The 14,420-nt window shown below is 69.1% G+C and carries 15 protein-coding genes and 1 pseudogene; 7 read left to right on the forward strand and 9 right to left on the reverse strand.

Features of this window, described 5'->3' with window-relative positions:
- The first annotated feature begins 105 nt into the window (after positions 1-105).
- Together C474_RS17380 and C474_RS17385 are read left to right on the forward strand one after the other, a co-directional pair.
- Positions 106-882 (forward strand): creatininase family protein, encoded by a 777-nt coding sequence (locus C474_RS17380; protein ID WP_008389167.1) that lies wholly within the window; start codon positions 106-108, stop codon positions 880-882.
- Positions 879-2,057, forward strand: coding sequence for an NAD(P)/FAD-dependent oxidoreductase (locus C474_RS17385; RefSeq protein ID WP_008389168.1), 1,179 nt, complete (start codon positions 879-881; stop codon positions 2,055-2,057). Before C474_RS17380 ends, C474_RS17385 begins: the two co-directional genes overlap by 4 nt.
- Before the next feature lie 285 nt (positions 2,058-2,342).
- On the opposite strand, the pseudogene C474_RS17390 reads toward C474_RS17385, so the two are convergent.
- The 3 genes and pseudogenes from C474_RS17390 to C474_RS17395 form a co-directional block, all read right to left on the reverse strand.
- A pseudogene (locus C474_RS17390) lies at positions 2,343-2,840 on the reverse strand (Hsp20/alpha crystallin family protein); the annotation flags it as partial.
- The gene (locus C474_RS22725; RefSeq protein WP_008389170.1) at positions 2,837-2,995 is read right to left on the reverse strand and encodes a DUF7559 family protein; all 159 of its coding nucleotides are present in this window, start codon (positions 2,993-2,995) and stop codon (positions 2,837-2,839) included. The gene C474_RS22725 and the pseudogene C474_RS17390, both read right to left, overlap by 4 nt.
- Before the next feature lie 91 nt (positions 2,996-3,086).
- Positions 3,087-3,722 (reverse strand): GNAT family N-acetyltransferase, encoded by a 636-nt coding sequence (locus C474_RS17395; protein WP_008389171.1) that lies wholly within the window; start codon positions 3,720-3,722, stop codon positions 3,087-3,089.
- A gap of 197 nt (positions 3,723-3,919) precedes the next feature.
- Between C474_RS17395 and C474_RS17400 the strand changes: the two genes are divergently transcribed.
- Positions 3,920-5,647 (forward strand): radical SAM protein, encoded by a 1,728-nt coding sequence (locus C474_RS17400; protein ID WP_008389172.1) that lies wholly within the window; start codon positions 3,920-3,922, stop codon positions 5,645-5,647.
- 502 nt (positions 5,648-6,149) lie between these two features.
- Here the strand turns inward: C474_RS17400 and C474_RS17405 are convergent.
- From C474_RS17405 to C474_RS17420, 4 genes are all read right to left on the reverse strand, one after another.
- Positions 6,150-6,560 (reverse strand): TRAM domain-containing protein, encoded by a 411-nt coding sequence (locus tag C474_RS17405; protein ID WP_008389174.1) that lies wholly within the window; start codon positions 6,558-6,560, stop codon positions 6,150-6,152.
- A gap of 91 nt (positions 6,561-6,651) precedes the next feature.
- On the reverse strand, positions 6,652-7,365 hold the full coding sequence (locus C474_RS17410) for a YkgJ family cysteine cluster protein (protein WP_008389176.1): 714 nt from the start codon (positions 7,363-7,365) through the stop codon (positions 6,652-6,654).
- Positions 7,366-7,438: 73 nt separating this feature from the next.
- Positions 7,439-8,224 carry an MBL fold metallo-hydrolase gene (locus tag C474_RS17415; protein WP_008389178.1) on the reverse strand — a complete coding sequence of 262 codons (786 nt, stop codon included), beginning with the start codon at positions 8,222-8,224 and terminating at the stop codon, positions 7,439-7,441.
- A gap of 109 nt (positions 8,225-8,333) precedes the next feature.
- A complete protein-coding gene (locus tag C474_RS17420; protein WP_008389180.1) occupies positions 8,334-8,606 on the reverse strand; it encodes a MarR family transcriptional regulator in 273 nt (90 codons plus the stop codon).
- A 137-nt stretch (positions 8,607-8,743) separates the two neighbouring features.
- On the opposite strand from C474_RS17420, the gene C474_RS17425 reads away from it, so the two are divergent.
- From C474_RS17425 to C474_RS17435, 3 genes are all read left to right on the forward strand, one after another.
- Positions 8,744-9,136, forward strand: a complete 393-nt coding sequence (locus C474_RS17425) for a PPOX class F420-dependent oxidoreductase (protein WP_008389182.1) — start codon at positions 8,744-8,746, stop codon at positions 9,134-9,136.
- A gap of 122 nt (positions 9,137-9,258) precedes the next feature.
- A complete protein-coding gene (locus C474_RS17430) occupies positions 9,259-9,981 on the forward strand; it encodes a class I SAM-dependent methyltransferase (RefSeq protein WP_008389184.1) in 723 nt (240 codons plus the stop codon).
- A 76-nt stretch (positions 9,982-10,057) separates the two neighbouring features.
- A complete protein-coding gene (locus C474_RS17435) occupies positions 10,058-10,960 on the forward strand; it encodes a glycosyltransferase family 2 protein (protein WP_049917145.1) in 903 nt (300 codons plus the stop codon).
- 6 nt (positions 10,961-10,966) lie between these two features.
- On the opposite strand, the gene C474_RS17440 is transcribed toward C474_RS17435, so the two are convergent.
- On the reverse strand, positions 10,967-11,797 hold the full coding sequence (locus C474_RS17440) for an amidohydrolase family protein (protein ID WP_008389190.1): 831 nt from the start codon (positions 11,795-11,797) through the stop codon (positions 10,967-10,969).
- Positions 11,798-12,050: 253 nt separating this feature from the next.
- On the opposite strand from C474_RS17440, the gene thsA reads away from it, so the two are divergent.
- On the forward strand, positions 12,051-13,613 hold the full coding sequence (gene thsA, locus C474_RS17445) for a thermosome subunit alpha (RefSeq protein ID WP_049917146.1): 1,563 nt from the start codon (positions 12,051-12,053) through the stop codon (positions 13,611-13,613).
- Positions 13,614-13,758: 145 nt separating this feature from the next.
- Here the strand turns inward: thsA and C474_RS17450 are convergent, their stop codons facing one another.
- Entirely contained in the window at positions 13,759-14,418 is a 660-nt protein-coding gene (locus tag C474_RS17450; RefSeq protein WP_008389193.1) for a trimeric intracellular cation channel family protein, read from the reverse strand.
- Positions 14,419-14,420 lie beyond the last annotated feature (2 nt).

The following is a 14,420-nucleotide window of genomic DNA, read 5'->3' on the forward strand; positions in this document are numbered from 1 at the left end:
TCTGCTGGCGGATTGCTCCCGCTCACCGAAGTCGTTCGAGCGGTCGCTCGCCGCTCCGTTCTCCGCCTCACCGACTGCTAAGTGTCCCGCCGACGAGCGACGACTATGAAGAGGGACTCGCCGCACCTCCACGAACACACGACGACCACCGCCGCCGAGCGGTTCGAAGGGGCCTCGGTCGCCCTGCTCCCGACCGGCGCCATCGAACAGCACGGCCCCGCGCTTCCCCTCGGAACCGACTACCTCGCCGCCCGCGCCCTCGCGGACTCGGTCGACCGCGAGGATACCGTCGTCCTGCCGCCGATTCCGGTCGGCGTGAGCGCCCATCACCGCCAGTTCCACGGGACGCTCGCGGTCACCCCGGAGACGTTCGCGGCGTACGTCGAGGAGACCGTCGAGAGCCTCGCGACCCACGGCGTCCGGAAGGTGGTCGTCGTCAACGGCCACGGCGGAAACGACGACGCTCTCGAACGCGTCGCCCGCCGCCTCAGGGGGGAGGAGACGGCGTTCGTCGTCCCGTGGAACTGGTGGTCGAACCTCGGGGAGACGGCCGAAGAACTGTTCGGCACCGACGGTATCGGACACGCCGACGAGATGGAGACGAGCATGGTGTACGCGACCGCGCCCGAACTCGTCCGCGAGGACGCACTCCCGGAGGCGGAGGAAAGCGGCGCGGCGTCGTGGGGAATCTCCGTCGCGGGGGCGTCGCTGCCCGTCGACGCCGCGGAGTTCACCGATAGCGGCGCCGTCGGCCGGCCCACCCGCGCGTCCGCCGAGGCGGGCGAGCGCCTGCTCTCGGAGGCCGAGGCGGACCTGGAGACGCTCATCGGCTGGCTGGTCGAACGGTCGTTCGAGTCGCTGCTGCCGGCCGAGCACCGATGACCGACGCCGAGGCGTTCGTGCGGCCGTTCGAGATACCCGACGGGTCGGGCGAACGAGTCGCCGTCGTCGGCGCGGGCGCGGTCGGACTCACGGCCGCGGCCGACCTCGCCTCGGCGGGGGCGTCGGTGACGGTGTACGAACGCGGCGACGCCGTCGGCGCGGGGTCGTCGGGACGGGCCGCCGGCATCCTCTACGACGCCTACGCCGAGGACGTGGACGTGCGGATGGCCGCCCGCGCCCTCGCCCGGTTCCGCGCGTTCGACGCCGACGGGGGGACCGAGTTCTCGGTGACGCCCTGCCCGTACGTGTTCCTCGCCCGCGCGGACGACGGCCGGACCGGCGAGGCCATCGCCGAGACGGCCGAACGGATGCGCGCCCACGGGCGCGACGTGACGACGACGGACGGCGCGGGTCTCCGGGACCGGTTCGGCGACGCCCTCCGGACCGACGACGTGGGGACGGCCGCCGTCGCCGCCGACGCGATGTGGACCGACCCGGCCTCGTACGTCTCGATGGCGGCGGACTGCGCCCGCGCGGCGGGCGTCGGGATTCTGACGGGCGACGCGGTGGGCGTCCGAACCGACCCCCCGGGCGTCGTCCGTCGGGGTGGCGCGGTGACAGAGCGGTACGACTCGGTCCTCGTCGCCGCGGGCGCGCACACGAAGCGGGTGCTCGCGGAGGCGGGCGTCCCCCTCGCGACGAAACCCTACCGAGTGCAGGCGCTCGTCAGTCGCCGGCCGTACGACGGTCCCATCTGCTACGACGCCACGGAGGGGGCGTACTTCCGTCCGCACCCCGAGGGCCTCCTCGCGGGCGACGGCACCGAGGCCGTCGAAGCCGACCCGGACGAGTGGTCCCGCGAGGGCGACGAGTGGTTCGTGGAGGCGGCGACGGGCGTTCTCGACCGCCGGGCGAACTACGAGGCCGACGTATCGCGGGCGTGGGCGGGCCTCTGCACGGCGACGCCGGACAGAAAGCCGCTGCTCGGCGCGGTCGCTGAGGGCGTCTTCGTCGCCACCGGGTGGCACGGCCACGGGTTCATGTGGGCGCCCGCCTCGGGCGAGGCCGTTGCGGCGGCGATGCTCGGCGGCGAGGGCGTGGAAGAAACGTACGACCCGCGTCGGTTCGACGGAAGTGAAGCGTTCGAGGTGGTCGAGGGGATGACCGTGGACTGACCGACGGGCGGATCAGCGGTCGAGGCCGGCGGAGTTGCTGTCGCCACCGTCTCCGTTCTCGTCGTCTCCGTCGTCCGCACCGAGTTCGACGTCGTCGTCCTCGTCGTCGACGCCGGTCGAATCCGTCGACCCGACGCCGTCGGCGGCGTCCGTCGCGTCGATGTCCGTCGAGGAACCGGTCGCGTTGAGGCCGGCGCCGTCCTCGGGCGCGTCGACTTCGTCGCGGGACGTCTCCCCTCCGGTGTCGTCTCGGGCGTCGTCTCTCCGGGACCCCTCCCGCGTCGACGCCTCGCGGGCCATCGTCTCGCCCATCGTCGTCTCATCGCCCGCCGCGCCGGTCCCCGTGGCGTCCGCGTCGGACGAGGAGGCGTCCGCCTCGTCGGTGACGGCCACGTCCCGTGCGCGATCGTCCTTCGGAATCTCGACGCGGAGCGTCCCGTTCGCGGCGATTGTCGCGCTGGCACCGGTGGCGTCGACGGCGGCGTCGTCGGGTAGTTTCGCGCTCCCGTCCAGCGACAGGCCGCGGCCGGGGAAGCGCATCTCGAACCCCTCGTGGAAGTCGCGGAAGCGGTCTATCTGGACCTGCACCTCGCCGTCGAGAAAGCGCACCTGCACGTCGCTTCGCTGGACGCCGGGCGCGTCGAAGACGACGAGGTACGCGTCGTCGCTCTCCAATACGTCGTGCGGGAGCGGTTTCCGTTCTTGGACTCGGCCGACGCCGCGACCGATGCGTTCGAGGACGCTCCGGGCCGCCGACTCGCCGAACTCCTTGAGTCCGCTCATAGCTCGATGGCTTCGAGACAGTCGGTCCCTCGGCAGTACGGACAGGCGAAATCCTCGACGCCCACGTCGTCCGGCATGTCGTACGTGTAGTGCATCTCGAACATATCCATCTCGCAGTCCGAATCCGTACACTTCACTTCGAGGGTCGCAGGCATATCTCCACCTAGCCCCGCCACGATGATAAACGCGCGGGCTTCGGCCCGCCTCGCCGCGGTGTCGCGGTCCTCGAGGGTTCTCCTCGGCCCCTCACTCGTCGCCGAACGCCGGGTCGACGGCGGAGACGGGGCGCGGCGGGTCGGGGTCCGCGGGCGCCTCCCGAAGCGCGCGCCGGTACCACTCCACGTCGTGCCACGCGCCGAGTTTGAACCCCGCCTCGGGGAACGTTCCGAGGTGGTCGAATCCGGTCGCCTCGTGGAACGCGACGCTCTCGGGGTTCGGCATCCCGAGGGCGGCGTAGGCGGCGACGTACCCCTGCGCGCGGAGCGTCTCGAACAGTCGCTCGTACAGCGCGCTCCCGACGCCGCCTCGCTGTGCGTCGGGGTCGACGTAGACCGACGTCTCGACGGCCCACTGGTAGGCGTCCCGTTCGCGGAGCGTGCCCCCGTACGCGTAGCCGACGACGCCCTCGCCCGTCTCGACGACGTACCACGGGTAGGCGTCGGCCGCCAGTTTCGCCCGCACCTTCTCGCGCATCGCCTCGACGGACGGAACCTCGTCGGAGAACGTCACCGCCGTCCCCTCGACGAACGGCGCGTAGATATCCCGAATCGCCGCCGCGTCGCCGGGGTCGACGGGCCGGATTCGGAGCGCCTCGCCCGCCGCGCCGTCCGTCGCACCGTCGGCCCGCCCGTCGCCGCCTGCCGCGCGTTCTCCGTCGCTCATACGTGGAGGGTGACGCGGGGAACCAAACCTCTCCCGGTGACGGCGGAATTGGCGGGGCGGGGAGGGACAGCCGGGATTCCGGACCGTCTGGCGGCGCGAGGGGTCCCTCTTCGTCCGAGCGGGCGGTCCGCCTCGTTCTCTCCGCTCGCCGCTCCGAGGTAGTCATCGTTTTACCCGTCGGCCGTCTCCTCACCCACATGACCGACCCGGCCGACCTCACCGTGACGCTCGTGGACGGCTACGTCGACGAACCGGCGCACTTCGGCGTGCCGCCGTACATCTCGACGTACCCGCGCTTCACGGCCGGAGCCCTCGTCGACGCTGGCGTCCCCGAGGAGAACGTCACCTACCACACCATCGACGAACTCCGCGACGAGAGACAGAAGTGGGCCGACGTGGCCGACGCCGACCTGATGGTGTACATCGGGGGGATGACCGTCCCCGGAAGCTACGTCGGCGGCACCCCCGCCGAGCCCGATGAGGTGCGCGAACTCGCCTGGACCGCCGACGGAACCTCGGTGATGGGCGGCCCCATCCGCTTCGGCGTCGGCGAGGAGAACGCCGGCGCACAGGAGATGGAGCGGCGGAACCTCGACTACGACTTCCTCGCGATGGCCGACGTGGAGGCGGCCGCGTACGACTTAGTCGACAGCGGACTGGAGGGGTTCGACAACCGCTACCGCGACAACGAGGAACTCGACAGGTGGGCCGCCAAGGGGGCGTTCGTCGTCGAACAGCACCCGAACCACCCCGACTACCTCATCTGCGAGATGGAGACGTCGCGCGGGTGCGCCTACCGGTGCTCGTTCTGCACCGAACCGATGTACGGCAACCCCGCCTTCCGGACGCCGGAGTCCGTCGTCCGCGAGGTGGGCAACCTCTCCGACCGGGGGGCCAAACACTTCCGCCTCGGCCGGCAGGCCGACATCCTCGCGTTCGGCGGCGACGGCGAGGCGCCGAACCCCGACGCCCTCCGGCGACTGTACGAGGGGATTCGGGAGGTGGCGCCCGACCTGGAGACGCTCCACCTCGACAACATGAACCCCATCACGGTGGTCGAGTGGCCCGAAAAGTCCCGCGAGTGCATCCGCATCATCGCAGAGCACAACACGCCCGGCGACACCGCAGCGTTCGGCCTCGAATCGGCCGACCCCGTGGTGCAAGAGCAGAACACGCTGAACGTCACCGCCGACGAGTGCTTCGAAGCCGTGAAGATAGTCAACGAGGAGGCCGGGTGGCGGCCGGGCGAGTCGCCCGCCGACGCGCCGACGCACGGCGACGGCGCCACCAATCGCCTGCCGAAGCTCCTCCCCGGCATCAACCTCCTGCACGGCCTGAAGGGCGAACGCGAGGAGACGTTCGCGCACAACAAGCGCTTCCTCCACCGCGTCTACGACGCCGGTCTGATGGTCCGCCGCATCAACATCCGGCAGGTGATGGCGTTCGAGGGCACCGAGATGGCCGAGGAGGGGGCGAACATCGCCGCCGAGCACAAGAAACTGTTCCAGAAGTACAAAAAGGAAGTCAGAGAGGAGATAGACCGGCCGATGCTCAAGCGCGTCGCTCCCGCGGGCACCGTCCTGCCGAACGTCCACTTGGAGTACCACCAAGACGGCCGGACGTTCGGCCGCCAACTCGGAACCTACTCGCTCCTCGTCGGCATCCCGGGCGAACTCGAACTCGGGCGGACGACGGACGTGACCATCGTCGACCACGGTTACCGCTCCGTGACGGGCGTCCCCCATCCGCTGGACCCGAACGAGGCGAGCATGGACGAACTCACCTCGATTCCCGGTATCGGCAAGCGCACCGCCGGCGACATCGTCGTCAACCGCCCGTACGCCTCCGCGGACGAGGTGAACGCCGCCGACGTGGACCTCTCGAAGTTCACCGGACCTTATCCGGTGGAACCGAAGGCCGAGTAGAAGAGGGGAGATGCACCCCCTGCGGTGTCGAGCGTCGCGGTGCAGTGCGGGGTTGACGATGAGCATTCATCCGTCTACGTACCGAGCGACGACGGGAATAGCCTGTCTACTCAGACGAGCAGTCGCTTTCCAACGTGACCGCTCTTCCCGCGATAAGGGTGGTTTTACGGCTGACACCACCCCTAACCGATCAGCAGATTCGCCGACCGATTCGCGGCTGAGACGCAAACTGTCTAGACTTCCAACGCGAGAAAAGAGGAGAGTCGGGACCGCGCCGAGCGAACGGAGCGAGCGAGGCGCGGACTCTTTTTGTCGCCAGAACGCTGCGCGTTCTGGCTGAACAGCCAGAAATCGGAGATTTCTGGCGGTGCCGTCAGACGGCACGGCCGTCTGACTGCTAACCGGAAAGCGCCGCTTTCCGGTGATGGTCGAGCTTTTTGCGAGGAGGGTCCCCGCAGCGAGCCGAAGGCTCGCGAGGAGACCCGAGTGTGCAAAAAGCTCGTTAGAAGTCGTCCTCTATCACTTCGCCCACGGCGAAGTTGGATTTGACTTCGGTCACCTCGATCTTGACGCGGTCGCCGACTTCCGCGCCGGGGACGATGATGACGTAGCCGCGTTCGACGCGGGCGATGCCGTCGCCCTGCTTGCCGATGTCCTCTATCTCGACGTAGCGGAGTTCGCCAACTTCGACGGGGGGTTGCGGTTCGGACGAGGGCGTCGTCGACGCGGTGCTCGTGTCGGCCTCCTCGTCGGACTCGACCGCCTCGCGGGAGATGAGAGCGACGCGATACGTCTCGCCGGGTTCGACCGTGCCGGACTCGACTTCGCGCTTCGGAACCTCGACCACGTACCGGTCGTCCTCCGCGCGCACGTCAGTGTTGAACAGACACAGGAGTTTATCTGAGATTTCCACCGTGATAGACCTCCACGCAAAACTCTCGTGGCACTGTTAAATGTGTACCGCCGGAGCCGGTTCGTCGGACGCCCGTTCGTCGACCGCGCGCTCACTCGTCCGACCGCGTCTCCGCTGCGGCCGTTCCGTCCGGTCGCTTCGCGCCCTCGGAGTCGTGGACGACCACCTCGCCCGGTCCCGTGGCGACCGACCGGTACTCGTCTCTGACGCCGATAGCCTCCTCCAGTTCCCGGACCGCGCGCTCCTTCAACGCCCGCGCGAGGTCCTCGGCCTCCGCGCGGGAGATGTTGCGTCCGAGGCCCTCGCACTCGTGGGCGCGGACCATTCCCTCTGCATCGACCGCCTCCCCCATCGGCTGACTCGTCCCGCCGAGGGCGACGCTGAACGGGTACGTCTCGCAGATGAGCGGTCGGTCGGCGTGGACGGTGCAGGCGCCCCGCGTTCCCTCGTCGGTCTCGGTTTCTTCGTAGAACGCGCAGTCGCCGCAGGCGTCGGTCTGGAGCGCCCACTCGAACGTCTCCCCCTCTGGACCGTCGTCGCCGTCCGAGAGGCCGTAGGGCATCGGGCGGGCGACGTCCCGCCACTCGAGTTCTTCGGCGGTCGCGTCCTGTATCTCCCGCACCTCGTCGGGGAACACCGTCGCGGTGTGGGGTTCCCGGTCGTCGGCATCCCCGTGGCCCTTACAGCAGGCGCCGCACCGGGTGCACTCGAATCCGATGGACTCGACGGCGTCCGCGAGGTCGGAGACCGACAGGTCGCGGGCGCGTTCGAGTTCCTCCTCTAAGCTGGGACCGGCGTGGCTCACACCGTCGCTTCGGCGCGAGGTCGAAAAACACTCCCGGTCCGGTCGGGTTCCACCGCGACGCCGACCCCCTGCGTCAGGCGGGTTCGACGCGCTGGGAGTCCGCGTCGTACCGGAGGCGCCCCTCGGATGCGAGTTTCTCGAGGTGGGCGATGACCGTCGCGCGCGCGAGGTCGCGGACGCCCGTCAGGTCCTTCTCGTAGGCGGCGTCGACGACGGCGTCGACGTCCGCCGCGCCGCGACCGACGGCGTCGAGGACGCTCCGCTCGCGGTCCAGACGGTGCCGAATCAGGCGTTTGCACGTCGCCCGCGGGTCGTCGATGACCGGACCGTGTCCGGGGTAGAGCGCGGGCGGGTCCCGAGCGTGGAGGCGGCGGAGGGCGACGAGGTAGGCGCGGAGGCTTCCCTCGGGTGCGCCGACGACGACGCTGCCCTCGGCGACGGCGAGGTCGCCGCAGCAGACGCCGAAGTCGCCCTCGAACGCGACGTGGTCGGGGGCGTGCCCGGGCGTGTCGAGGACGGTCACGCCGTCGTCGCCGACCGGAATCTCGTCGCCCTCCGCGAACGTTCGGTCGGGGTCGACCCCCGTCGCGTCGGCGAAGCGCGCCTCCCGGCCGCGTCGACACCAGACGGTGGCTCCGGTCTCCTCGGCGTAGGTCCGCACCGCCCCGGTGTGGTCGGGGTGCGTGTGCGTGACCGTCACGTGTTCGACGCGTCGCTCGAAGACGAGTTCGTTCAGTTCGTCCGTTCGACCGGCCGGGTCGACGAGCAGCGCCCGGTCCGACCCGACGACGTAGGCGTTCGTCGACCCCTCGGGCGCGCGAGTGGTCTCCGGAACCGGCGCGCGGGCGATGGGAGTCACGACTCCGAGTTCGCTGGAGTCCGAGAAAATGGTACTGGTGAACGGCGGGAGGTGGCTTGGTCAGTCCGTCCTGCGGCCGCCGTTCACGTTCTCTTGTTACGGTTCGGCGTTACGTGTTCAGGAAGTAGACCTGCTTTCGAGCGTCCTTGAAGCTGTAGCGCGACCCGACGAGGTCCGACTCCTCCAGTCGGTTCAGCGCGTAGCGGACGGTTCGGTCCGGGAGCAGGGACTCCTCCGCGAGTTCCCCCTGCGAGAGTGGCGCGTCGCCCTCTAACACTTTGGCGACGAGCTTGGCGCTCGGGGGTAGCTCTCGGAGTCGTTCGCGGAACTCGCCCTCCGAGAGGGGGTCCTCACGGTTCATCTCTGCGGTACTGGTGCTCATACTCCACGCGAACACGTCGGTCGTGGTAAAGCTTGGCTACAAGTGTGTCAAAATAATCCAGACACATTATACACAAATAAGGTCGTATTAATATCTGGTGGCGAACCATTTTCTCGTGCCGCGACGAGGGGGAGAACATGATTCCCGAGTCGCACATCGACATCTTCGAGAAGGAGTCGTTCGCCCACTTCGCGACGGTCATGCCCGACGGGACCCCGCAGGTGACGCCCGTCTGGGTCGGCCACGAGAACGGCGAGTACGTCCTCCTCAACAGCGCGTACGGTCGGCGGAAGGTGAAGAACGTGCAACGAGACCCGAAGGTCGGCGTCTCCGTGGTGGACCCCGACGACCCCTACCGGTACGTCTCCGTCCGCGGCGAGGCGGAGTTGGTCGACGAGGGGGCTCGAGAGCACATCGACGAACTGGCGCGGCGGTATCTGGACGTCGACGAGTACCCCTACCACGACGAGGAGTTGGGGGGTAGGGTTATCATCCGCATCCCGGCCGAGAACGTCGTCACCAGCGGATAGCCGGACGGACGCGGCCGAGACGCGTCGCGGCCGGTCCGTCTCGCGGTCGGCCCCTGCCGCCGGTCGGTCGTCCGGCCGCATCCAGTACGGTTTTAGGCCGTCGGCGTGCAGTACGGTGTAGTGTGAAAGGAAAGGAGTGGTACCAGGCGGACGACGTCGCCCAGGAGTACGACTCGAAGCGATTCTCCGGCGGCGGGCGACTCATCGACCACCGGGAGAAGCAGGCAGTCCTCGACGCCGTCGGTCCCGTCGAGGACAAGAAGGTCCTGGAGATAGCCTGCGGTACCGGTCGGTTCACCGTCATGCTCGCCGAACGCGGTGCGAACATCGTCGGACTCGACATCTCGCGGGCGATGATGACGCAGGGACGCGAGAAGGCACGGCGGGCGGGAGCCGACGTCGCGGAGCGTATCGAGTTCCTCCGCGGCGACGCGGCGCGTCTGCCGTTCCCCGACGACCACTTCGACGCCGTGTTCGCGATGCGCTTTTTCCACCTCGCGGACACGCCCGCGAAGTTCCTCGCGGAGATGGCGCGCGTCTCGAAGGACGTGGTGTTTTTCGACACGTTCAACGACACCAGCGCGCGCCTCGTGTACAACTGGCTGTTGCCGATGGGGTCGCGTCTCTACGGCGAGTCGGAGGTGGACGGCCTCCTCCGCGACGCCGGCCTCAGACTGACCGAGGCGGCCCACGACTTCGTCGTCCCGTACGGCGTCTACCGGAAGATGCCGAACGGCGTCGCCAGCGAACTCCGCGGCCTCGACACCTCCTTCGGCGGGACGTCGCTCGGCGAACACCTCGCCTCGGTGTCGTACTGGACGGCCTCGGTTCCCGACGCGGACTGACCGGAACTGCACCGCCGTTCCTTTTCCCGCCCGTCGGAGCGACGGTATTTAAGTCGCTCCGTCCGTACGAACGCGTATGCATCTCTCGGTAGTGGTTCCGACCCTCAACGGTCGGGACCGTCTCGCGGCCGGCCTCGATGCCTTGGCCGAGGCCGCTCCGGACGCCGAAGTCGTCGTCGTCAACGGCCCTTCGGCCGACGGCACCACGGGGATGGTGCGCGACCGAGACGACGTGGACGTCCTCGTCGAGATATCCGACCGAACGCTGAACGTCGCCCGCAACGCCGGCATCCGCGCCGCCTCGGGGGACGCCATCGCGTTCCTGCGCTACGACTTCGCCGTCGAGGAGCGATGGCTGGACGGCGTCACCGACGGCCTCGAGGAGGCGGCGGCGGTGACCGGTCCCTCCCACCAGACGCTCCGCGCCGGGATGACGACGGAGACGCTCGAACGGCGGACCATCTGCGGCCGCGACGTGACCTACTTCAACGGCGGTAACGTCGCCTTCCACCGGGACGCCTTGGAGGAACTCGACGGCTTCGACGAGTACCTCCTCACCGGCGGCGCGCGCGACGTCGCGCATCGACTCGCGGGAGTCGGAGAGGCGGTGACGTGGCGCCCGGAGATGAGCGTGCGAACGGAGTACGAAGCCGACGGCGGCGTGAAAGAGCGCGATTGGGGCTGGAAGTACCGCGCGCTCGGCTACCGCCTCGCGAAGAACTACGGCTTCCGCCCGACCGTCGCCCGGCGGACGTTCAAACACGCCGGAACGGACGCGTTTTCGGCCGCCCGGGACGTCATCCACGGCGACGCGACGCCGACGGGGTGGTTCGGGACGGGCAAGGACGTCGTCGGCGGGATGGCAACCGGTATCTCCGACGGACTCGTCGCCCGCGCCCGCGACCGGACGACGACGCGGAACCCCCACGGCTGTTCGAAGCGGACCGACCGCGCCGTCGCCACGTACGACTGGCGCTGATTTTCGTTACTGCTCGCCGGGACCGAGTTCCGGCACGACGCGCGCGATGTTCTTCGAGAACGCGCGGCGCATCGCGTCCTCCGAGACGTCGAGCGTCAGCAGTTCCATCACGCCGACGTTCGGGTGCGCCTCGGGCACGCCGCTCCCGAACAGCACCCGGTCGGGATGTTCCAACAGCGCGCGCTCCATGACGTCGCGGAAGCGGACGAAACTCGTGTCGAGGTAGAGGCCGTCGAACTCGTCCAACAGGTCGATGCTTCGGTTCATCAGGTCTCGCTCCAGCGGATAGCCACCGAACCCGGCGAGGACGACGGGGAACTCGCGCCGGAGCAGCGTCTCGGCGGCGTCGTCGGGCGTGAACTCCCGGCCGCCGTGGACGAGGACGGGCAGGCCCACGTCGTCCAACCGGTCGAGCGTCTCCTCGTCCGGCAGGCCGTCGACGGCGGGTGCGAGCGTGAACCCGTAGAACCGGTCGTCGTAGGCGTACTGTTCGATGTCGTCGGGGTCGGCGTGGCTGTCGTCACGCGAGGCGGTGAGGTTCCGCAGGCGCGCGCTGGCGCGTCCGCTCGGGTCCCGCGGACCGTTCACGCGCGCGAACGCGACGAACGGCCGGTCGACGCTCATGCGCGCGACGGCGTTGTTCGCGCGGAGGTACCCCTCCCCCTCGGCGCGCCGTCCCGGCGAGACGACGGCGCGGACGACGCCCGCCTGGTGGAGTTCCCGCTCTAAACGCTCGGGACTCATCTCCCGCCCCCGCGTGGCCACCGACTCGTCGCTGTCGGGGTCCAACCGCGCGTGGACGTCCACCACCCGAAATCCGTGGTTCAGTTCGAGCACGGTTCGACCGTTCTCAGGCGAGGTAAAATAGCTTATCAGAACTGTTCAGTTACGCTACCAATCGCCGGTCAAACCACCTCGAACGGCAAACGACTTTTGCACCTCGAGAATACGAATCCGCGGTCGGATTGCGACCGAGTAGCACCCCGACACGGCTCCTGTCATGCGGTTTTCCGGAGCTTACTCCACGAAAGATATTTATAGAACCGCTAACGTCTACGGGGGTGAGGTTTCATACATCATGTCATCACGAATGCAGCAACCCCTGTACATCCTCTCCGGCGGTAGCTCTCGAACGCGCGGTCAGGCCGCCCAGGACTCGAACATCAGAGCGGGTAAGGCCGTAGCGAGCGCCGTACGGACGACACTCGGCCCCCGCGGGATGGACAAGATGCTGGTCGACTCCTCGGGCGACGTCGTCATCACCAACGACGGCGCGACCATCCTCGCGGAGATGGATATCGAACACCCAGCCGCGCAGATGATCGTCGAAGTCGCCGAGACCCAGGAGGAGGAAGTCGGCGACGGCACCACCACCGCGGCCGTCCTGACGGGTGAACTCCTCATGCACGCCGAGGACCTCCTCGAACAAGAACTCCACCCGACGGTCATCGTCGAGGGCTACACCGAGGCGGCCCGCCTCGCACAGGAAGCTATCGACGCGCAGGTTCTCGACGCCGACCTCGACGACGACCTCCTCGAACGGGTCGCCGAGTCCAGCATGACCGGGAAGGGGACCGGCGACGTGACCGCCGACGTCCTCGCCGGGCACGTCGTCCGGGCGGTCCGCATGGTCCACGACGAGAACGACGGCCGGTTCGACCGCGACGACGTGCGCGTGTTGACCCGCACGGGGGCGTCCTCCTCCGCGACGGAACTCATCGAGGGCGTCGTCATCGACAAGGACCCCGTCAACGACAACATGCCCACGTCCGTTGAGGACGCGACGGTCGCCGTCCTCGACGCGAAACTCGACGTCCGCAAGGGTGAGGTCGACACCGAGTACACCATCACCTCCGTCGAGCAGTTGGACGCGGCCCTCAAGGCCGAGGACGACGAACTCCGCGGCTACGCCAAGGCGTTCGCCGACGTCGGCGTCGACGTGGTGTTCTGCACGAAGTCCATCTCGGACCGCGTCGCCGGCTATCTCGCCGACGCGGGCGTCCTCGCGTTCAAGAGCGTGAAGAAATCCGACGCGCGCGCCATCGCCCGCGCCACGGGCGCAAAGCGCCTCGGCTCCGCCACCGACCTCGACGAGTCCGACTTCGGCCACGCCGACTCCGTCTCGCTGAAGCCGTACGGCGACGACGAACTCGTGTTCGTCGAGGGCGGCGACGCCTCCAAGGCCGTCACGCTATTCCTCCGCGGCGGCACCGAGCACGTCGTGGACGAACTCGAACGCGCCATCAACGACGCCATCGACGTGACCGTCGCTGCCCTCGACAAGGGCGGCGTCGTCCCCGGCGCGGGCGCGACCGAAATCGCCATCGCCGACCACGTCCGCGCCGAAGCGGCCGGCATTGAGGGCCGCAAGCAACTCGCCGTCGAGGCGTTCGCGGACGCCGTCGAGGCGCTCCCCCGCACCCTCGCGGAGAACACCGGCATGGACCCCATCGACGCCCTGGTCGACCTGCGCGCGCGCTACGAGAACGAGGGCATCGCAGGCGTCATCTCCAGCGGTCGCAGCGGCGAGATAGGCGACCCCGTCGAGCACGGCATCCTCGACCCCGCCGCGGTCAAGCGCGAGGCCGTCGAGTCCGCCACCGAGGCCGCGACGATGATCGTCCGAATCGACGACGTCATCGCCGCCGAGTAATCCCGACGCGCGGCCGGAACACTCCTCGCGGGTCCGGCGTCCCGTCGCACCCCGTATTCGTTCGCGCCGATTTCCGCGTCGCGTTGTATCCCGTTTCTCTCCTCCGAGCGACCGCTTCGCCCGCGCTGTTCTCCTCGTCTCAGATTCAGACCTCCGGGAGTCGCCACGCGTACCTGAGCGCCAGCATCCGCACGGCGAAGACGGCGCCGGCGCAGGCGCCCGACGGAATGCCGCTCGGCGCGCCGGCGAAGCGCGCGAGGAGAAACACGCCGCCGCCGACGAGGGCGGGCGTCGCGTAGAAATCCTCGCGCAGGACGACCGGGACGCGACCGAGGAGCACGTCCGCCAGCGACCCGCCGCCGACGGCCGTCACCGCGGCGAGGACGACCACGCCGTACGGCGCGAGTCCGGCCCTCGTGCCGACGAGCGCGCCCGTCGCGGCGAAGGCCGCGAGGCCAGTGGCGTCGCTCACGAGGAACACGCGACTGTCGAGGACGCGGGCGTGCTTGGAGGCGCGCCGGGAGAGGATGACCGCGAGAGCCACGCCGACGAGGGCGACGGACATGTCCCACGTCGTCGTCAACGAGGCGGGGGGTCGGTTGACGAGGACGTCGCGGACGGTGCCGCCGCCGAGTGCGGTGAGGACGCCGAGGACGGCCACGCCGAACGCGTCGAGACCGGCGTCGGAGGCTTTCAGCGACCCCGCGACGGCGAACGCGAGGAGGCCGACGGCGTTCATCACGGTGAACGGGTCGGGGACGGCGATAGAGACGAACGGCGCCGGCGGAACGAACGGAACGGACATCT

Origin of the sequence: Halogeometricum pallidum JCM 14848 (assembly GCF_000337095.1) — an archaeon.
Lineage (GTDB): Archaea > Halobacteriota > Halobacteria > Halobacteriales > Haloferacaceae > Halogeometricum > Halogeometricum pallidum.